Annotated in this window: 15 protein-coding genes, 1 tRNA gene and 1 pseudogene; 11 read left to right on the top strand and 6 right to left on the bottom strand. The window is 60.0% G+C overall.

Features of this window, described 5'->3' with window-relative positions:
• From APH35_RS29340 to ychF, 10 genes and pseudogenes are all read left to right on the top strand, one after another.
• Nucleotides 1-96, top strand: a pseudogene (locus APH35_RS29340) (Hcp1 family type VI secretion system effector); the annotation flags it as partial.
• 10 nt (nt 97-106) lie between these two features.
• Nucleotides 107-1,081: a hypothetical protein gene (locus APH35_RS11245; RefSeq protein WP_060514812.1), complete on the top strand. Its 975-nt coding sequence runs from the start codon at nt 107-109 to the stop codon at nt 1,079-1,081.
• 586 nt (nt 1,082-1,667) lie between these two features.
• Entirely contained in the window at nt 1,668-3,389 is a 1,722-nt protein-coding gene (locus APH35_RS11235; RefSeq protein ID WP_060514811.1) for a tetratricopeptide repeat protein, read from the top strand.
• Nucleotides 3,390-3,393: 4 nt separating this feature from the next.
• Nucleotides 3,394-4,011 carry a lipoprotein insertase outer membrane protein LolB gene (lolB, locus tag APH35_RS11230; RefSeq protein WP_012270479.1) on the top strand — a complete coding sequence of 206 codons (618 nt, stop codon included), beginning with the start codon at nt 3,394-3,396 and terminating at the stop codon, nt 4,009-4,011.
• 4 nt (nt 4,012-4,015) lie between these two features.
• Nucleotides 4,016-4,876, top strand: coding sequence for a 4-(cytidine 5'-diphospho)-2-C-methyl-D-erythritol kinase (gene ispE / locus APH35_RS11225; protein WP_012270478.1), 861 nt, complete (start codon nt 4,016-4,018; stop codon nt 4,874-4,876).
• A gap of 20 nt (nt 4,877-4,896) precedes the next feature.
• Nucleotides 4,897-4,971, top strand: a tRNA-Gln gene (locus APH35_RS11220).
• A 48-nt stretch (nt 4,972-5,019) separates the two neighbouring features.
• The gene (locus APH35_RS11215; protein ID WP_003247410.1) at nt 5,020-5,961 is read left to right on the top strand and encodes a ribose-phosphate pyrophosphokinase; all 942 of its coding nucleotides are present in this window, start codon (nt 5,020-5,022) and stop codon (nt 5,959-5,961) included.
• 120 nt (nt 5,962-6,081) lie between these two features.
• Nucleotides 6,082-6,675: a 50S ribosomal protein L25/general stress protein Ctc gene (locus APH35_RS11210; RefSeq protein ID WP_012270477.1), complete on the top strand. Its 594-nt coding sequence runs from the start codon at nt 6,082-6,084 to the stop codon at nt 6,673-6,675.
• 79 nt (nt 6,676-6,754) lie between these two features.
• Nucleotides 6,755-7,339, top strand: coding sequence for an aminoacyl-tRNA hydrolase (gene pth, locus APH35_RS11205; RefSeq protein WP_012270476.1), 585 nt, complete (start codon nt 6,755-6,757; stop codon nt 7,337-7,339).
• A 24-nt stretch (nt 7,340-7,363) separates the two neighbouring features.
• Nucleotides 7,364-8,464: a redox-regulated ATPase YchF gene (gene ychF, locus APH35_RS11200; RefSeq protein WP_060514810.1), complete on the top strand. Its 1,101-nt coding sequence runs from the start codon at nt 7,364-7,366 to the stop codon at nt 8,462-8,464.
• 144 nt (nt 8,465-8,608) lie between these two features.
• Here the strand turns inward: ychF and APH35_RS11195 are convergent, their stop codons facing one another.
• From APH35_RS11195 to APH35_RS11170, 6 genes are all read right to left on the bottom strand, one after another.
• Complete coding sequence (locus APH35_RS11195; protein WP_012270474.1) at nt 8,609-9,997, bottom strand: hypothetical protein; 1,389 nt, start codon at nt 9,995-9,997, stop codon at nt 8,609-8,611.
• A complete protein-coding gene (locus APH35_RS11190; protein ID WP_177335367.1) occupies nt 9,994-11,931 on the bottom strand; it encodes a dynamin family protein in 1,938 nt (645 codons plus the stop codon). The genes APH35_RS11195 and APH35_RS11190 overlap by 4 nt, the downstream gene beginning before the upstream one ends.
• Nucleotides 11,906-14,014, bottom strand: coding sequence for a hypothetical protein (locus APH35_RS11185; RefSeq protein WP_012270472.1), 2,109 nt, complete (start codon nt 14,012-14,014; stop codon nt 11,906-11,908). The genes APH35_RS11190 and APH35_RS11185 overlap by 26 nt, the downstream gene beginning before the upstream one ends.
• A gap of 159 nt (nt 14,015-14,173) precedes the next feature.
• A complete protein-coding gene (locus APH35_RS11180) occupies nt 14,174-16,576 on the bottom strand; it encodes a TonB-dependent siderophore receptor (RefSeq protein WP_060514808.1) in 2,403 nt (800 codons plus the stop codon).
• A 99-nt stretch (nt 16,577-16,675) separates the two neighbouring features.
• Entirely contained in the window at nt 16,676-17,623 is a 948-nt protein-coding gene (locus tag APH35_RS11175; protein WP_060514807.1) for a FecR domain-containing protein, read from the bottom strand.
• Nucleotides 17,620-18,126, bottom strand: a complete 507-nt coding sequence (locus APH35_RS11170; protein WP_060514813.1) for a sigma-70 family RNA polymerase sigma factor — start codon at nt 18,124-18,126, stop codon at nt 17,620-17,622. Before APH35_RS11170 ends, APH35_RS11175 begins: the two co-directional genes overlap by 4 nt.
• Nucleotides 18,127-18,244: 118 nt before the next feature.
• Here APH35_RS11170 and APH35_RS11165 point away from each other — a divergent pair, with 118 nt between their 5' ends.
• Nucleotides 18,245-19,957 (top strand): SulP family inorganic anion transporter, encoded by a 1,713-nt coding sequence (locus tag APH35_RS11165; protein ID WP_060514806.1) that lies wholly within the window; start codon nt 18,245-18,247, stop codon nt 19,955-19,957.
• Nucleotides 19,958-19,964: the final 7 nt, after the last annotated feature.

The following is a 19,964-nucleotide window of genomic DNA, read 5'->3' as shown; positions in this document are numbered from 1 at the left end:
AAGACCACCTACACCTTACAGAAGCGTATCGACGGTTCGGGCGGCGGCAATATTGCCGGCGGTTGGGACCGGATCGGCAACAAGAAATACGCGTGAGGAAATTGCCATGACCGAAGCTCGCGCGTTCATCAACCCCAAAATGCAGAACTACCACACACTCAAGGCCGGCCTTGCCCTGAGCGGGCATTCGGCCAGCAAGTTCGATGTACTGAACTCACACATTTACAACAGTGTGGTCAGAAGCGGCGAACTGGTCATTGTCGGTGACTGGTCCACGCCTTCATGTACTAGCCAGGAGGCGTATCTGATGGCAAAGGCTGCCGCTACGCACATGGGGCTAATGCGCAGCGGGCAAGGTGCCGACGAGTTCTTTCTTGAGAACTTCGAGTTGCTGAAGAGCCTGCTCGCCCATGCATCCATGGGTGCAGGCGTGGTCAGCGATGGGTGGAGCAGATACCTGAAGGCCACTCAAGACACGTTGCTGGAAATTGAGAAACTGTATCAGGAGCACATGAGTTCTGGGACGTTCAAAGCGCGCGATCAGTTCTATGCCAAGCGAGCGGCGCTATTTGGGAGGCTGGATGAGCAGTTGAGCAAAATGGCCGCGTTCGGTGCGAGCCTGCGAAACCAAGGGTCGATTAAAAGAACCCTTGGCATCTCCACGAAAAGCTATTTGCATACAGGAGAAATTGCAGGGTATGCGGATAAGGTTGCCGGAGTGGGCAAGGCTGCCAACCTGATAAAAAAAGGTACCTATTTAGGCATATCGCTAGAGGTTGCGTCTATTGGATTAGATATTCAGAAGGCATGCACATTAGGGCGGCAAGACGCTTGCAGGAAAGCAGCATATATTGAAGGCGCTTCATTAGCCGGAAGTCTAGGAGGAGCCGCGGGTGGCGCGTATCTGGGTAGCTATGCTATTGAGCAACTTTGTATAGCGATTGGTGTTCCTACAAGAGGCCTCGGCACACTCGCGTGTGCAGTCATTGGGGGGGCGACTGGAGGCATGCTAGTAGGTGATGTCGGCAAAACACAGGGAGCAAGGCTCGGAGAACTTTTGTACGAGGTCTCAGGTGAATGACAAGCACTTTATGGATAATCATCTCTTTTCTTGTTCTGATCTCGCTGCTTTTCAGTGTTTCCGCACTGACCTATATCGCATATCGGCACGTTGAAAGCTTCGAGACGCTTTTGACAAATTGCAAATTCGTACAAGGAAACCGCTCAGCGTACTCTACGGCAGGCGTTTTCGGCAAAACGATGAGACTTTGCATGATAGCAGGAATGCTGTCGACCCCGAATTTTTACCTGCGCCGTAATCTGGCAGATATCTCTGACATAAAAAATTTCCCCCAGAGAACCAAGCGCCTGATCCTCTTTTTCTGGTACCACCTCATGCTCTCAGTGTCATCATTAATCATCTTCGAATGCGTCACAAGATACCTCGAACGAGGCTAGTTCAAAGTGCAAAAGAGGCGAACATCCCCATACCCTCTCGCGGAACAGGCATTCTGAGCCCGAGCCGCACTGCAACGAACCCATGCCTTAGCCTGTTGTCCCACACCTGCACCACCCAGGCTGTAAACCACGACCTTCGCAGGTGGGTTTGCCCCCGCGCTTGTGTCATCATGCTCCGACCGCCGGTGAGTCCTCCTATAAGCCTTTCTATGAACAAACCATACGCATTGCTGCTTGCCTTCGCCCTGCTCCAGGGCTGCCAGAGCCTGGCCCCGCAAAAAGCCGAGCCTCCCGTCGCCGAAGCCGGCAAGGGCGAGGCGGAAAAGCCCGTGGTGTATGGCTCGTTCAAGCAGGACACACTCTATAGCCTGTTGGTAGCCGAGCTGGCCGGCCAGCGCAACCGCTTCGACATCGCCCTGGCCAACTACACCGACCAGGCGGCAAAAACCCAGGACCCTGGGGTTTCCGAGCGCGCCTACCGCATTGCCGAATACCTCGGTGCTGACGAGCCGTCGCTGGACAATGCATTAGTCTGGGCCCGTAACGACCCGCAGAACCTCGACGCCCAACGTGCCGCCGCCATCCAACTGGCCCGCGCTGGCCGCTATGACGACTCCATGGCCTACATGGAAAAGGTTCTGCAGGGCCAGGGCGACACCCACTTCGACTTCCTCGCCCTGTCTGCGGCCGAAACCGACCAGAGCACCCGCGACGGCCTGCTGCAAAGCTTCGAGCGCCTGCTAGTGAAATACCCTGATAACGGCCAACTGGTATTCGGCAAGGCCTTGTTGCTGAACCAGGACGGCAAGGCCGAAGAAGCCCTGGAGCTGCTCGAATCGCACCCGGCTCAAAACGGCGAAATTGCCCCGATCCTCCTGCGCGCTCGCCTGTTGCAGGCCCTGGACCGTGGTCCGGAGGCTCTGCCACTGCTGCGCGGCGCAATCCGCGACAACCCGGACGACAAACGCCTGCGCCTGACCTACGCCCGCACCCTGGTCGAACAGGACCGCATCGCCGATGCCAAGGGCGAGTTCCTCAGCCTGGTCCAGCAATACCCCGATGATGACGAACTGCGCTACTCGTTGGCCTTGGTGTGCCTGGAGAACAAAGACTGGGATGAAGCCGAAGGCTACCTGCAGGAATTGATCGAGCGTGAGAGCAACGTCGACGCCGCACACCTGAACCTGGGCCGCATCCGCGAGGAGCGCCACGACCCTGCTGGCGCCCTGCGTGAGTACGCCCTGGTCGGCCCTGGCCCCGACTACTTGCCGGCACAACTGCGCCAGGCCGACATCCTGATCGCCAACGGCCGCAGCAGCGAGGCCTCGCGCCTGCTTGCCGAAGCCCGCGAAGCCCAGCCAGACTACGCCATCCAGCTGTACCTGATCGAATCGGAAAGCTACAGCAACAACAACAAGGACGCCCAGGCCAGCCAGGTGCTGCAGCAAGCCATCCAGCGCTACCCGGACGACCTCAACCTGCTGTACACCCGCGCCATGCTGGCCGAAAAGCGCGACGACCTGGCGCAAATGGAGAAAGACCTGCGCGCCATCATCGCCCGCGAGCCAGAAAACGCCATGGCCCTGAACGCCCTGGGCTACACCCTGGCCGACCGCACCTCTCGCTATACCGAAGCCAAGGCACTGATCGACAAAGCCCACCAGCTGACCCCGGACGACCCGGCAGTGCTCGATAGCCTGGGCTGGGTCAGCTACCGCCTGGGCAACCTCGACGCAGCGGAAACCTACCTGCGCCAGGCCTTTGCGAGCTTCCCCGACCACGAAGTGGCCGCTCACCTGGGCGAAGTGCTGTGGGCCAATGGCAAGCGCCGTGAAGCCCGCCAGGTCTGGGCGAAGGGCTTCGAAGCCCAGGCCGACAGCCCCATCCTGCGCAAGACCATTTTGCGCCTGACCGGATCCGAGACTCTTTAACGCCATGTTCCTGCGCCATTGCATCACCTTCACCCTTATCGCCCTGCTGGCCGGCTGTGCCGGCTTCGGTAGCCGAGAAGCCCTGCAGGGTCACGGCGACCCGCAGCAGTGGCGCGCCCATAAAGAACAGCTGAGCAGCCTCGATGGCTGGCAGATCAACGGCAAGGTCGGCATCCGCGCCCCGCGCGACTCCGGCAGCGGCACCCTGTTCTGGTTGCAACGCCAGGACTACTACGACATTCGCCTGGCCGGCCCGCTGGGCCGTGGCGCCGCACGCCTGACCGGGCGCCCAGGTGGCGTGGTGCTCGAAGTGGCCAACCAGGGCCGCTACGAGGCCACAAGCCCCGAAGCCCTGCTTGAAGAACAACTGGGCTGGCAGCTGCCAGTCTCGCACCTGGTCTGGTGGGTGCGCGGCCTGCCTGCCCCCGACAGCAAGAGCAAGCTGACCCTGGATGGTGACAGCCGCCTGGCCAGCCTCGATCAGGATGGCTGGCAGGTACAGTACCTGAGCTACACCGAACAAAACGGTTACTGGTTGCCGGAGCGCCTGAAACTGCACGGCAAGGACCTGGACGTGACCCTGGTGGTCAAGGACTGGCAACCGCGCCAGCTTGGGCACTGACCCTATGCACACGCTCACCCTGCCCGCCCCGGCCAAGCTCAACCTGTGGTTGCACATCATCGGCCGCCGCGCCGACGGTTACCACGAGCTGGAAACGGTGTTCCAGTTCCTCGACCACGGCGACGAACTGAGCTTCGCCCTGCGTGAAGACGGCGTGATCCGCCTGCACACCGAGATCGAGGCCGTCCCCCACGACAGCAACCTGATCGTGCGCGCCGCGCGCAAGCTGCAAGAACAATCAGGCACCGCACTCGGTGCCGATATCTGGCTGACCAAGGTGCTGCCCATGGGCGGCGGCATCGGCGGCGGCAGCTCGGATGCCGCCACCACCCTGCTGGCCCTCGCCCACCTGTGGCAACTGGATTGGGACGAAGACCGCCTGGCCGCACTGGGCCTGAGCCTGGGCGCCGACGTGCCGGTGTTCGTACGCGGCCATGCGGCGTTCGCCCAAGGTGTGGGCGAGCAACTGACACCGGTCGACCCGATCGAGCCCTGGTATGTCGTACTGGTGCCGCAAGTGTCTGTCAGCACAGTAGAAATTTTTTCACATCCACAGTTGACACGTGATTCACTCCCCCTTAAGATGCGCCCCGTTCCCGAGGGAAACAGTCGAAATGACTGCCAACCGGTGGTAGAGCAGAATTACCCAGAAGTTCGCAATGCGTTGAATTCACTGGGTAAATTCACTGAGGCTCGGCTAACCGGCACTGGAAGTTGTGTGTTTGGGGCCTTCCCAAGCAAAGCCGAAGCTGATAAAGTTCTGGCCCTTCTTTCAGCGACCCAAACAGGGTTTGTGGCGAAAGGAAGCAATATTTCGATGTTGCATCGCAAGCTGCAAAGTCTGGTCAAGAAGTCGAGCGCATAAGCGTTCGCAGCAACAGATACAGGGGCGTCGCCAAGCGGTAAGGCAGCAGGTTTTGATCCTGCCATGCGTTGGTTCGAATCCAGCCGCCCCTGCCATTTTCCTTATACTCATCCAGGTATACCCTCAGCCTTCAGGTACTGCGCGTGTCCAAGATGATGGTCTTTACGGGGAACGCTAACCCCGATCTGGCTCGGCGTGTCGTACGTCAGCTGCATATCCCTCTCGGTGACGTCTCTGTCGGTAAATTCTCCGACGGCGAGATCAGCACTGAGATCAATGAAAATGTTCGCGGTAAAGACGTTTTCATTATTCAGCCGACCTGTGCCCCGACCAACGATAATCTGATGGAACTGGTAGTGATGGCCGACGCCTTCCGCCGCTCCTCAGCCTCCCGAATCACCGCCGTGATTCCTTACTTCGGATATGCCCGCCAGGACCGCCGTCCGCGTTCGGCACGTGTAGCCATCAGCGCCAAAGTCGTCGCTGACATGCTCACTGTCGTAGGTATCGACCGTGTACTCACCGTCGACCTGCACGCTGACCAGATCCAAGGCTTCTTCGATATCCCCGTCGACAACATCTACGGCTCGCCCGTACTGGTCGACGACATCGAAGACCAGCGTTTCGAGAACCTGATGATCGTCTCCCCGGACATCGGTGGTGTCGTGCGCGCACGCGCTGTCGCCAAGTCCCTGGGCGTCGACCTGGGTATCATCGACAAACGCCGCGAAAAGGCTAACCACTCCGAGGTTATGCACATCATCGGCGACGTCGAAGGGCGCACTTGCATCCTGGTAGACGACATGGTCGACACCGCCGGCACCCTGTGCCACGCGGCCAAAGCCCTGAAAGAGCACGGCGCTGCCAAGGTTTACGCCTACTGCACGCACCCTGTCCTGTCGGGCCGCGCGATCGAGAACATCGAGAAGTCGGTACTGGACGAGCTGGTGGTGACCAACACCGTACCGCTGTCCGCCGCTGCTCAAGCCTGTGACCGTATCCGCCAGCTGGATATCGCACCGGTTGTCGCTGAAGCGGTACGCCGCATCAGCAACGAAGAATCGATCAGCGCGATGTTCCGCTAAGCGGGACACGTGTTGATGTGAAGCGCCCCGCCCCAACCTGTGTTGGGGCGGGGCTTTTTTGCCATCCCCGTCTGGCGCTGGTCGCAAACGCCATACGGGAGGCTATTTTGGAGAAACAAAATGACTGACTTCATCCTGAACGCCCAAGCGCGTACTGACCTGGGGAAAGGTGCGAGCCGCCGCCTGCGTCACGCCGCCAGCATCCCTGCCGTTGTTTACGGTGGCGATAAAGAAGCCCAATCCCTGACCATCGTGGCCAAGGAAATCGCCAAACTGTTCGAAAACGAAGCTGCCTACAGCCACGTTATCGAACTGAACGTCGACGGCGCCAAGCAGAACGTCGTGGTCAAGGCCATGCAGCGCCACCCAGCCAAAGGCTTCATCATGCACGCCGACTTCGTTCGCGTCGTTGCTGGCCAGAAGCTGACTGCCAAGGTTCCGGTTCACTTCATCGGTGAAGAAGCCCCGGTCAAGAAAGGCGGCGAGATCTCGCACGTTGTTTCCGAGATCGAAGTTTCCTGCGAAGCCAAAGACCTGCCTGAGTTCATCGAAGTTGACCTGGCCAACGCCGAAGTCGGCACCATCATCCACCTGTCGGACCTGAAAGCTCCGAAAGGCGTAGAGTTCGTCGCTCTGGCCCACGGTGATGACAAAGCTGTTGCCAACGTTCACGCTCCACGCGTTGCTCCAGAAGCAGAAGGCGCTGCCGAGTAATCCACTCGCACGCCGGCGTTGATCGGGTTACAGTGCCGCGCGCACTGTAACCCACCAACTCCAAGGAAGAGCCCCTGACGTGACCGCCATCCAGTTGATCGTTGGCCTGGGTAACCCCGGCCCCGAATACGAACAGACCCGGCATAACGCAGGGGCTCTTTTCGTTGAACGCATTGCCAGCGCCCAGCGTGTTTCGCTGACCGCTGACAAAAAATATTTCGGCCTGACGGCTAAATTCAGCCATCAGGGCAACGACGTTCGTTTGTTGATCCCCACCACCTACATGAACCGCAGCGGCCAGTCCGTGGCGGCCTTGGCCAATTTCTTCCGCATCAAGCCGGAAGCGATCCTGGTGGCACACGACGAACTCGACCTGCCCCCAGGCGTTGCCAAGCTCAAGCGCGGCGGCGGCCATGGTGGGCACAACGGCCTGCGCGACATCATCGCGCAGCTCGGTAACCAGAACGACTTCCACCGCCTGCGGCTTGGCATCGGCCACCCAGGTGACGCCAAACTGGTATCCAACTTCGTCCTGGGCCGCGCGCCGCGCGCCGAGCAGGAGAAGCTCGACGCCAGCATCGATTTTGCCCTCGGCGTGCTGCCGGATGTGCTTGCCGGCGATTTCGCCAAGGCGATGCGCGAGCTGCACAGCCAGAAGGCCTGATTTCCTTTAGAGAGGGGAATACCCATGGGTTTCAATTGCGGCATCGTCGGCCTGCCCAACGTCGGCAAGTCCACCCTGTTCAACGCCCTGACCAAGTCTGGCATCGCGGCGGAGAACTTCCCTTTCTGCACCATCGAGCCAAACAGCGGCATCGTGCCAATGCCCGACGCTCGTTTGGCTGCGCTGGCTGAAATCGTCAAGCCAAACCGCATCCTGCCGACCACCATGGAATTCGTCGACATCGCCGGCCTGGTTGCCGGTGCGTCGAAAGGCGAAGGCCTGGGCAACAAGTTCCTCGCCAACATACGCGAGACCGACGCCATTGCCCACGTGGTGCGCTGCTTCGAAGACGAGAACGTGATCCACGTTTCCAACAGCGTCGACCCCAAGCGTGACATCGAGATCATCGACCTCGAACTGATCTTCGCCGACCTCGACAGCTGCGAAAAGCAGCTGCAGAAAGTAGCCCGCAACGCCAAAGGCGGCGACAAGGAAGCCTTGGCGCAGAAGGCAATACTGGAAAAGCTGATCCCGCACTTCACCGAAGGCAAGCCTGCACGCAGCCTGATGAAGCACATGGCTGACGACGAAAGAGCTGTCATTCGTGGCTTCCACCTGCTGACCAGCAAGCCGGTGATGTACATCGCCAACGTGGCCGAAGACGGCTTCGACAACAACCCGCACCTGGACGTGGTCAAGGCCATCGCCGAGGAAGAAGGCGCGGTAGTGGTGCCGGTGTGCAACAAGATCGAGGCAGAAATCGCCGAGCTGGAAGACGGTGAAGAGAAGGACATGTTCCTCGAGGCCCTGGGCCTGGAAGAGCCTGGCCTGAACCGCGTGATCCGCGCCGGTTACGAGCTGCTGAACCTGCAGACCTACTTCACTGCCGGCGTGCAGGAAGTACGTGCCTGGACCGTACGCGTAGGTGCCACCGCACCACAAGCCGCAGGCGTGATCCACACCGACTTCGAAAAAGGCTTCATCCGCGCTGAAGTGGTGGCCTATGATGACTTCATCCAGTTCAAGGGTGAAAGCGGTGCCAAGGAAGCCGGTAAATGGCGTTTGGAAGGCAAGGACTACATCGTCAAAGACGGTGACGTGATGCACTTCCGCTTTAACGTCTGATGGGCACCGTGGAATTCCACGCTACTTGAAAGACTTCAGAACCCCCGTGATCGCCAGGCGATACGGGGGTTTTGTATTCAAGGGCCACCATTTTCATCTGTAACCCCGGCCAAGAAACAGCTTCGTATCTTAGAAACCAACTCGCTACGGTCCCAATACGAGATACAACAAACCACCAAGATTGGCCGCTGCAAGCGCCGCACAACCATACGCCACCCATTTAAGGTGCTTTTGGCCATTGACCACCTGAGCCTTGAGCGCCAATGCCTGCGCTTGATATGTCTGGTGGTGCGCATGGGCGGCCGAAAGTGCCTGATGTTGCTCGCCTAGCCGCTCATGCAGGTTGTTTGCCTGAGTCTGCCATAGGTCCTGCAATTGCTGCCCCAGTGCTGAAACCTCCTTGTGCACGGCCGAGCGCAAGTGATCTGCCGTTAGCAGGGTGAGTTTTTCCAATCGACTCACGCTTTCCTTGTCCAACTCACGCAGCTGTTCCAACAAACTGCCAAGGCTACGACCCAAACGCTGCTGTGCGCTGCCATGCACTGTAAGCCAGTGCTTCTGCATTTGCTGTTGATGAGCATCAAGCCTGCCGGCCGTAACCTCGCTTAGTGTCCGTATCGTTGCATGCAGCTCGATCTGGGCCTGTTGTTGCGCCATGAACAACGACGCCAACCGCTGCTGTTGACCCTCGAACTTGCCGGCCGCAGCCTCACCCAGCATGCACATCGTTTCATGTAGCTCAGCTTGGCCCTGCTGCTGCGCCGAGATCAGCGAAGCCAGCTGCTGGGCAAGTTGACTGACATCCTCCTGATTCGTTTGAGCCCAGCGCTGAAGCTGGTCTTCGGCATTTACCCGGCGCCCCTCTGCGGTTTCCAGCCCTTGGGCCAGCGCCTCAAGCTCAGTTTGAATACTGATGGTTTGATGGCTGACCGCCTGCCATTGCGATTGCTGCTGCTGTTGGTACTGATCCAGCTTACTGTCTGCAGCGGCCCCCATGGCTTGGACTGCGTCTACCGCTTGAGTATGTGCTTGCTGGTGCCATTGCGCGAAGGACGCCAGATTCTGAGTTAGCTGGGCAACGCTCTGCAAACTGGCATCGCCCAACCGTTGCGCTTGCGCCTGCAAGGCAACCTGGTGTTCCCCAACTCCACCGATCTGCGCTGACAACCCCACAACACCGGTTTGAATATCCTGGGATTGCTGACTGTGCTGCCCGAGGATCTCCAGCAATTGTACATTGCGCGACTGCGCAAGCTCGTTTGCATCCTGCTGGGCAAACTCCAGCGTTTGCAGTTGCTCTTCAAGCGGGAGACTGCTCTCTGGGTAATGCTTGTTGATGAAACGTGTGACTTTGCCTGTTTGAGCTTCCAGTCGGTCCTGGCGCTCGAGGATACTGCGCTCCAAGGGGTAAATGTTTTCTTCGAGCAATGCGCTCACTTCAGTTTTCAGCGGCGGTACCAGAATATCGACCAGTAACTGAGTCAACTCCTGCTTGGCAGCAGCGCGTTCGCCCTTAACGTCCTGGTCGATCATTGAGCATCCTTCCCGGAATAGAATTTTTCGGCTTCACTGATAAGCAGATGGGCTTGCATGAGCCCAAGAAACTTGTCCGTGGCGCACTGCCCCTTATCAAGTTCGTCTGTGCATGCCTGTAACGCCCGCGACAGGCTCTGATCAACACGCTGCTCAAAATGCTGGGCCATCTTTTTCGAGCCTTCCATGCGGGCGATGTTCACGCTCAATTGGTCGCTCAAGGCCCGCAGTCCACGCAGGTGCCTGGCGTGCTTATCAAGGGCTTCCTGCACCGCGCGCAACTGCCGATCGACTTCTGGCAAGGCGCGTTGTTGTTCAGAAGCTTGATTTTTCACTGCCTCGATGAAGCACATGTGCGCCAACTTAATACAACGGCCTCTGCTCACAGCAACGACATGTTCGAGCATACCCATGTCTGTTTCGTAGCTGGACGACCAGAAATAGCTTTCCAGCGTGTATTGGTCGAGGTGATAGTCCAACGGATGAAAATCGCTTTCGTCAAAAACCACAGGACGCACTGCGCGCATGAGCACCTTGCAGTGGCCCTGTAGTTCTTCACCAAAACTACTAAAAAGCAGTGTTTGAAAGACCTCTATCCAGCTTTCGAGCTGGTGCTTGAGGCATTTTTTCGCACAACGAAGCAGTTCCTGTACCGCAGGTACCGTTTGCTCTCCCCGCGCAATGACATGTGTGGGGAAAAGCCCTTCGAGAATTGGCCCGATGTCGATACGCAGCAGTCCTTCGAGCATATGCGTCCACTGCTCCGTCAATTGCCGCTCTGCCAGCAACTCGTCCCTGCGCACCTGCAGCACTCTGGCTACATCATCATCTGACTGCAACGGATAAAGCGCTTTTTGCCGTGACTCGAATGCCTCCAGGCTTGCGAGCCGCTCACGTCTTTGCTCTCGATAACTGTCCTCGAACGCCGCAATCTGCCCGGTCACCACCTGGTCGAGCTGAAAGGCAGCGAACACGCGGGACAATGGCCCGCTGGAGCGTTTGATATCCTCGATCAGCTGTCGCCGAAAGGTATCGACAACAGGGCATACCAGGGCGAAGTACGCGGGGTCTGCCTCAGCCATCTCACGCGCCGAATCCCCAAGCTCCATCACAAAGAGGTTGCTTTGAAAATGCTCGGGGATGGTCAATTCGAGTGTCTGTATTTCTTCGCTCATTGCCGAGCGCAGTGCTGTTACATCCATCGGGGCGGCCAACATGCGCTTGCGCACGCTGCTCAGAGAAAAGCTCGAGGTAATGACCACCCGAAAGCGCACCGGCTGATGCACCCAATTAGCCAGCTCTTCTATCTGCAAGTTTTCTGGCCGCAAGAACCCAAGGCTGCTGGCCTGGGTTACGAGCAGCACCAAATCGGCCACCGTGACAAAGGTTCGAGCGAGTGTTGCAACCAGCTCACGCTCGTGGGCATTGCGCGCGTCCAGTCCGGGCAGGTCGATGAGTTTGACATCGACGTCCAGAGCATTCTCGCTCGCCAGCGGGAAAAACCGAGCAGGGATGAGAATGTCGGTTAGATCGATGCCAGTGCGCTGCCCTTGCTCCACCGCTCGGCGGGTATCAGCAAGTGCCCGGGTAGCCGCCTGCCTGTCCAGCGGACCACTCTGGCCGATGTACCAGTGATCGTCGCTTGAGCGCCCGTAGCGCAACGGCATGATCGTCGCTGATTTGCCCAGCGTCTGGCCACCCCGCAGCACCTCGGCAATTTCCTCGCGGGTGTCCGAGACGAGGCCGAGCAGGTCAAGGATCAAGGTCGTCTTGCCCACTTGAGTGGCGCCATACACCACCACGGTCACTTGCTCGGAACGCCGGAGCTGGCCACTGACCTCCGGGGCCAGCTCATGGACAAAACGGTCGTAGGCTTGCAGCGCCCAGTCATGGCGCTGACGATAACGCTCAGACCACGAACGAGGCTTGGGCACGATCAATCTCGGCAGTCAGATGGCGTCGCGATGCATTCAAGGCGCGCATCACCCTTGCCAGTGCATCACGCTCGGAAAACTGATTGGCATCAATGCCGTAGGCCACACTGAGATTATGCTCGATCCGCTCCTCGATCTTGTTCATGAGCTCGTCGTAGTGCTCAAGGCTGCTTTCCACCAGGTGATCCCTGAAGCGCTCCAGGCTGGCCACGATGAAGTTGCGTTTGGCGACATTGTATTGGTGGACCGAACTGGCAGCCTTGTAACCAATGAAGCCCAGCCCCATGAGCCCGGTTGCCGCCATGGACAGTGTCGCTCCCAACCCCGTGGCAGTACCGCCAGCCAGTACCGGAAGGACATCCAGGCTGCCATCGATGGCCAAGTCCACTGCGGTTATTGCGAGCAACGCACGCCCTACCTGCTTGGCTCCCTGGGTAAAGCCTGGCAACGAAGCACGAATGTCCTTGGCGAGGGCATCGGGGTCATACTTGACCAGCTGGGCAGTATCGACCACCTGCCGCTGGAACAACGCCATACCTTGGCTCATGCGTAGATACTCCATGGTCAGTGCCGGCAGAAGCTTCAATGCAGTATCGAACTGCCGAGTACGAACCGTGGCGGGGTCGAGGTGGTTCTCGCTGATAGTCTGGTTCAACAACAAGCAGACACTTTTTTGCAAGTCAGGCGCAGCCGGGAGATTGCACTCAGGAACCACCACAGTGCCGTCAGCCTTCTCGTAACCCAGGTACCGAGCGGGCTGTTGCTGCTGACGGTGTTCCAGCAGCAGGGCAGGATTTTCATCCAGGGCAGCCTCCAGCCCCAGTTTGAAGTGATCGTCAGCCACATGCGTCAGCGCCAGGTAAATCGCATGCACCGGGGTTTGCTCGCCTTGCTGCTCCCAATGCTTGTGAATACGGCTGATGTAGCGCTGCTCGGGTTCGCTGGTCTTGAGCGAGAGGAAATCGACGATATTTCTACCCACATTGGACCACCCCTCCTCCTCCTCGCCAAACGCATGTGTAGCACTGCCTATCGCACACCGCGTGTACTGGTCGACATGTTGAAGAAGGCGTTTTTTATACTTCACTCGGTAGGCATCCGAGGAACGTCGGAACTGATCCAGAACCTTCTTGACCAGCCCCTCGCTGGCACTGGCAGAAGCTGCTGCATTGTCGATCAGGCCATCCAGGAAACCCACCGCGACTTCCAGCTCCAGCTCTAGAACGGCCTGCAGATCTGTCAGCCGTTGCTGATAGACGTCCAGCCCCGGCTCGGCGTATTGGCCTAACGCTTGGAGAAGTTGTGGTATCCAGAGCGCCTTGTATTCCTCACCACGGCCAACGCAGACAACACGATCTGCCTGGTCGGCCGGCACCTGACAGTTCAACGCCGCAGAGACACGCAATTCTTCACGTGTTTCCTGGGACTGGTTCTCCGTGCGCCCAATGGCAATGATCGGGTGCCGGCCGGGTAACGCCTGTTCCAGCATTTCCACCAATACATCTTGAGTGGACTGGGTAGCCAGAGCATTGGCGTTGGTCACCAAGATACTGCCCGTGGCATGCTTGAGCGTATCGCGCATTTCCTGCTGCCACAGGCTGTTGGTCCGGTTGAGTTTTTCGTAGCCAGGTAACAGCAAGAAACCCGCGCGCTCGCCGAAGTGACGCTTAGGCACATACAGGCGCAGCAACATGAAACGCTCGCCTGCCGCGAAGCTGCGCAGTTCATTGAACAGGGTTTGCTGGTCTATCTCTGTTTCCTGACCCAGCTCGTCCACACCGCAGGCATAGGGTGTTTTACAGTCGCGCTCAAGCACGAAGAGCGGCCGACATTCGCCACGCCCAGGGTTGTCTGGCAGCCAGTCCTCCAGATCGTACAACTCGCGCAAAAGATGCGTCTTGCCCGCGCCCTGAGTTCCGCCAATGCACACAAAAAAGCTGGAGTGCATTTCACGGATCACCAACAACTTGCGCAGCACCGCACGAAGCTTTTCTCGCTCCTGAGTACTTCGGTCAAAGTGTACGGCGATATCGAGCGCCTGCCTCAAAGCCTGTGTGACGGGATCGATGAGCGAGGCGTACATGATGAAACTCCTTGTTCTTTGACAATGCCTGGCGGGACGGGCACCGGGATACACAAGGTGTATCGGCATCAATCGATAGAAGTTTACAGGGACGAAGGTCGATGCATGTCTGCGCCCCCGGATGGGCTGGGTGATCGCAGGGCAATCACCCTTAGAACGTCAGAAATCCCCACGCAAGGTCAGCATGTAGCTACGCGGCGCGCCGTAAGTAGTGCCGCGGGTCCAGTAACCGGTCGAGTCGAAATACTTGCGGTCCAGCAGGTTCTCCACGTCCACGCCCACCGTCCAGTGCTGGTCGAGCTTGTACGCCGCCCGTGCATCGAACACCGCCCGGCCGCTGTTGCTCACGCCATTGTAAGCGTCGTAGTAATGGGACTGGGCCGACACACCACCGCCGACACTGAGGCGGTTCCACTCACCTGGCAGGGTGTAGTTGGTGTTCACCCGCAGCAGATGCTTGGGCGTTTGTGCCGAGATCGGCCCGCCAGTCTCCGACTGCGTGGTGTTGAAGGTATAACCCGCCGCCACCTGCAAGCCCGGCAGCAACTCACCGCTGGCCTCTGCCTCGAAGCCCTTGCTGCGGCTGATGCCATCGCTGTTCACGTAACAACGGCCTGCAACGTCTGTGGGACAGTTGCCATCATTGGCATAGTCGCGAGCGGCGACGTCCTCCTGTTCGATATAGAACAGCGCAAAGGACAGGTTCAGACGCTTGTCGAACAACTCGCCCTTGATGCCGGTTTCGTAGTTGGAACCGATAGCGGGGTCAAGCATCTTGCCACCCGCACTGCGGTAACTGGCCTGGGGCATGAAGATATCGGCATAGCTGGCGTACAGAGACCAGTTGTTGTTCAGGTCGTAGATGGCACCAACGAAAGGCGTGAACTCGTGCTTCTGTTCATTGGTGCTTTTCAGCCCGCCACTCCAGGCCTCGGTCTTGTACCAACTCAGGCGCCCGCCCAGTACCAGGCTGAGGTCCTCGGTCATGTGCAGGCGGGCATTGAGGTAGGTGCCGTAACGGGTATCGAAGGTGTCTTCCTTGTAGTCCCATCCCTGTCGCGAAGGTTCTGGGACAATGCTGTGGTCCGGGTCGAACACATTGAGCGGGATGGGGCTGTCGAGCTTTACCGTGGCGTCCTTGTCATTCATCTTGCGCCGGGACCAGTTGGCCCCCAGCGACAGCTGATGGCTCAGGCCAAACGCTTCGAACTCGCCGTCCAGGTGGCCGTCCACCGCGTTGGCGGTGACATCGAACTTGTGAAAGCTGGTGTCGTTGATCATCGGCCCAGTGGGGCTGCCGTACTCCAGCGTGTCCTCTGCGCTCCATTCGATGGCGCTGCGGTTGTAACTGCTTTCGGAGTGCGACAGCGCCAGCTTGCCGCTCCAGTTGTCGGTGAAACGGTGATTGAGGTCGGCGAACACTTCGTCGGTGCGGGTCTGCAGCGTGGCCCAGTCCTGGCCCAGGAAGGTGGAACGCTTGAGGTGCGGGTTGCTGCCATCCGGGTTGTTCGGCAAGCCCAGCACGCTGTAGCCGTCAATGCGCGAAGTCTGCCGGCGCAAACCCAAAGCAACGGTAGTGGCGTCGCTCAGGTCGCCTTCGACTATGCCGTACAGCAACGGCCGCTTGGACTTGCTGACATCGGTGAAGTAACCACGGTCCTCGTAGGACGCCACCACGCGGCCGCGCAGTGAACCTTGCGGGTTCAGCCTGCCACTGGCGTCCAGGTCCAGCCGGTAATTGTCCCAGGAGCCGGCACGGGTGGTCACGGAGAAACGTGGCTCCGACGTCGGGCGCTTACGCACCAGGTTGACCGCACCGCCTGGGTTGCCCGCCCCTACCAACAGGCCCGAGGCGCCTCGCAGTACCTCGACACGGTCGAACACCGCCATGTCGGGGATCATCCAGCCGGTGTAGGCGTAGGCCTGCCCGGCCACGCCGTCGACAATGTAACTGTCGTCGGTGATGTCGAAACCCCGGGAGCTGAAGTGATGGTTGCCGTAGCCACGGTTGGCGCGGGTAATGCCTGTGGTCTGGGCCATCACCTGGTCCAGTGAGACCAGGTTCTTGTCGTCCATCAGTTTGCGCGTAACCACGGTCACCGACTGCGGTGTGCGGCGCAGCGACTGAGGGGTCTTGCCGATCGTCACGGCGCCGGTGGTGTACGAGCCAGAACCCTCGGTGGTTTCGCCCAGCCCCACGCTGTTGATGTTGGTAGCACCCAGTTCCAGCGCGCCCTTGGCGTCCACCGTCGGCACCACACTGAAGGTGCCGCTGCCAGTGACGATCAGTTGCAGGCCGCTGCCCACCAGCGCCTGCTGCACGGCTTGCAAGGCACTCATCTCACCCTGGATCGCGGGGGCCTGCTTGCCGACGACCAGAGCCGGGTCCAGCGACATCACCTGCCCACCTTGGCGGGCGATGGTGTTGAGGGTTTGCGCCAGGCTGGCGGCCGGCAGGTCGAAACGCTGCAGCTGTTGCTGCGCAGATCCTTGCGCCTGGACGACGGCCGTTGGTGCGGTTGCCAGCGCGATGGCAAGGGCGAGGGGCCAAGGTTTGAACACGTGGATACTCCTGAATTTTTGCTGTTGTCAGGAGAGAGGTGGGACGAGCAAGAAAAACCGGACACGAATGATAAAAATTTTCATTCGAAAGCAGCCCGCTCAGCGCGCTTCGATCAAGGTCAGCCAGGCACCGTAGCGTTTCACGCTGATCGGCATCGTCTCTTCAAGGGCAGCCAAGGTGCGCTCGCTGTCATCCAGCGGGAACACCCCCTGTACCCGCAGGTTGCGCACCTGCGGGCTGACACGGACGAACCCCGGGCGATACGGGCGCAAGGCATCGATAACCAACGCCAGGGGCTCGTCCAGCACACTGAGGTGACCTTGCACCCAGTCGGCGCGGTAGGCCTGCCCCGCCGCCAGTGGCTCGATGCGCTGCGCATGCAACAACGCTGCCTGACCCTCTGCCAAGTCCAGCTCGGTGCCATTGGGCAACGAAGCGCGCACGGCGTGCTCCAGCACCACCACGCGGGTGGCGTCGGCCAGTTGCTCGACCAGAAAACGCGTACCCAGTGCGCGCACATCACCTTGCGCGCTACGCACGATGAACGGACGGCTCGGGTCTGCAGCCACCTGCACCACCAGCCCTCCCCTGCGCAAGCGCACCAGCCGATGGCTGCCGGAAAAGGCGAGGTCGACCGCACTGTCGGCATTCAATGTCAGCCGGCTGCCATCAGCCAACGTCAGGCTGCGACGTTCGCCGGTGCCTGTACGCAAATCGGCCGTCAATGCCTGGCCGGTATCGCTGCTGGCGGCGAACCACAAACTGCCACCCAGCACAGAAAGCCCGGCCATTGCCCGCAACACATCGCGCCGACCGACTTCCGGCTGCAGCAAGGTATCGCGCAAAGCGCCAGGAGCTCGGCGCACAACCTCGAAGTGCTCGCCCAAGCCACGTTGCAATTGCTCCCAGGCATGGACGTTGGCCGGGTCATCACCCAGCCACTGCTGAAAAAGCGCCTGTTGCCGGGCATCGTCTCGCCCGGAGCGCAGGCGCACCATCCACGCGACTGCCTGTTCGGCGGCAGGGTTCAGTAGGCGCCGGTTCATGCTTGCGCCCCGCTCAGGTAACACTGGCGCAAGGCCTGGGTCATGTAGCGGCCAACCGTACGTTCGGATACGCCCAGGCGCCGACCAATTTCCGCATAGGCCAGGCCATCGAGCTGGCTCATGAGAAACGCCTTCTTCACCACCAGCGGCAGCCCTGCCAGGCTGCGGTCGATGGCGTGCAGGGCTTCCAGCAGCAGGTGGGTTTCTTCCGGCGAGGGCGCCAGCGTTTCAGGCAGCAGCATCAGCCGCTCCAAGTAGGCCTGCTCCAGGCGTCGGCGGCGATGGCGGTCGGAAATCAGTCGCCTGGCAATGGTCGAGAGGTAGGCGCGCGGCTGCTCGATGGCCGCTGGGTCGACCCGTGCGGCAAGCAGCTGGCAGAAGGTTTCGGCAGCCGTGTCCTCGGCGTCTGGGCGGTTGCTCAGTTGCCGTTGCACATGCCGCAGCAACCAGCGGTGGTGATCGCTGAAAAACAAACCCAGCTTGCTGGTGTGGGATGCGGACACGGGCAGGACCAAAAGCTAATGAGAATTTATCGCATTTTATAGGCGAGACGCGGGAAGCGCTACCCGGCGCCAACACCTATTCTGTGATTGAGCCCCCTCCTTCTCCAGAGCCCGCACCATGCCCGACACCACACGCTTCGACTGGCAACGCTGGCTGCCCGGCCTGGTCACCCTGCTCCACTACAAAGCGGCCTGGTTACCCAAGGACATCGCCGCCGGCCTGGTGCTCACCACCATGCTGGTACCCGTGGGCATCGCCTACGCCGAAGCGTCCGGCGTCCCCGGTATCTATGGGCTGTACGCCACCATCATCCCGCTGCTGGCCTATGCCCTGTTCGGCCCCAGCCGCATCCTGGTGCTGGGGCCGGACTCGGCGCTGGCCGCGCCGATCCTGGCAGTGGTGGTGCAGTACGCTGCCAGCGACCCGCAGCGGGCGATCGCAATCGCCAGCATGATGGCGCTGGTCGCCGGGGCGTTCTGTGTGGTTGCCGGGCTGCTGCGCCTGGGCTTTATCACCGAGCTGCTGTCCAAGCCGATCCGCTACGGCTACATGAACGGCATCGCCCTCACCGTATTGATCAGCCAGTTGCCCAAGCTGGTCGGCCTCAAAGTCGACAGTGAGGGGCCCTTGCGCGACCTTTGGCACTTGGGCCAGGCGCTGTTCGCCGGCCAGGGGCACTGGCCAAGCTTCGTCGTGGGCGCCGGTAGCCTGGCGCTGATCCTGCTGCTCAAACCGTTCAAGCGCCTGCCAGGCATCTTGATCGCCGTGGTGTTGGCGACGCTGGCAGTAAGCCTGTTCAACCTCGACCAAATGGGCGTCAAGGTACTCGGGCAATTGCCCCAGGGCCTGCCCAGCTTCGTCTTCCCCTGGGTAACCGACATCGACCTGGTCGAAGTGATACTGGGCGGGGTTGCCGTGGCGCTGGTGTCGTTCGCCGACACCAGCGTACTGTCACGCTCTTATGCCGCACGCCTGAAAATGCCGGTAAACCCCAACCAGGAGATGTTCGGCCTGGGCGTGGCCAACCTGGCTTCGGGGCTGTTCCAAGGCATCCCGATCAGCAGCAGTTCGTCACGCACACCGGTGGCCGAAGCCGCCGGCTCGCAGACCCAGCTCACCGGCATCATCGGCGCGCTGGCAGTAACCCTGTTGCTGCTGGTAGCGCCCAATCTGATGCAGCACCTGCCCAACAGCGCGCTGGCTGCGGTGGTCATTGCCGCTGCGCTGGGGCTGTTCGAGTTCGCCGACCTCAAGCGTATTTTCCGCATGCAGCAGTGGGAATTCTGGCTGTCGATCACCTGCTTTGTCGGTGTGGCGGTGTTCGGCGCCATTCCCGGTATCTGCATTGCCGTGGCGGTGTCGGTGATCGAGTTCCTGTGGGACGGCTGGCGGCCGCACCACGCGGTGCTCGGGCGTGCCGATGGGCTGCGTGGTTACCATGACGTGCAGCGTTATCCACAGGCCCGGCGTATTCCGGGGCTGGTGCTGCTGCGCTGGGACGCGCCGCTGTTCTTTGCCAATGCCGAGCAGTTCCAGAGCACAGTGATGGCGGCGGTGGACGCGTCGCCGACGCCGGTGCAGCGGCTGATAATTGCGGCGGAACCGGTGACCAGTATCGACATCACCTCGGCGGACATGCTGGCCGAGCTGGACCGAGCGCTGGAGGCACGGGGGGTGGAGTTGCAGTTTGCCGAAATGAAGGACCCGGTGAAGGACAAGATGCGGCGATTCGGGTTGTTCGAGCATATGGGAGAGAGGGCTTTTCACCCTACAGTGGGCGCGGCAGTGGATGCCTATCTGGAAGAGAGTGGGGTCGATTGGCAGCCCTGACAGAAGA

This window comes from Pseudomonas sp. NBRC 111132 (assembly GCF_001320565.1).
Taxonomy (GTDB): domain Bacteria; phylum Pseudomonadota; class Gammaproteobacteria; order Pseudomonadales; family Pseudomonadaceae; genus Aquipseudomonas; species Aquipseudomonas putida_P.
Note: the sequence above shows the minus strand (reverse complement) of the source record. Positions and strands in the feature narration are given on the sequence as shown.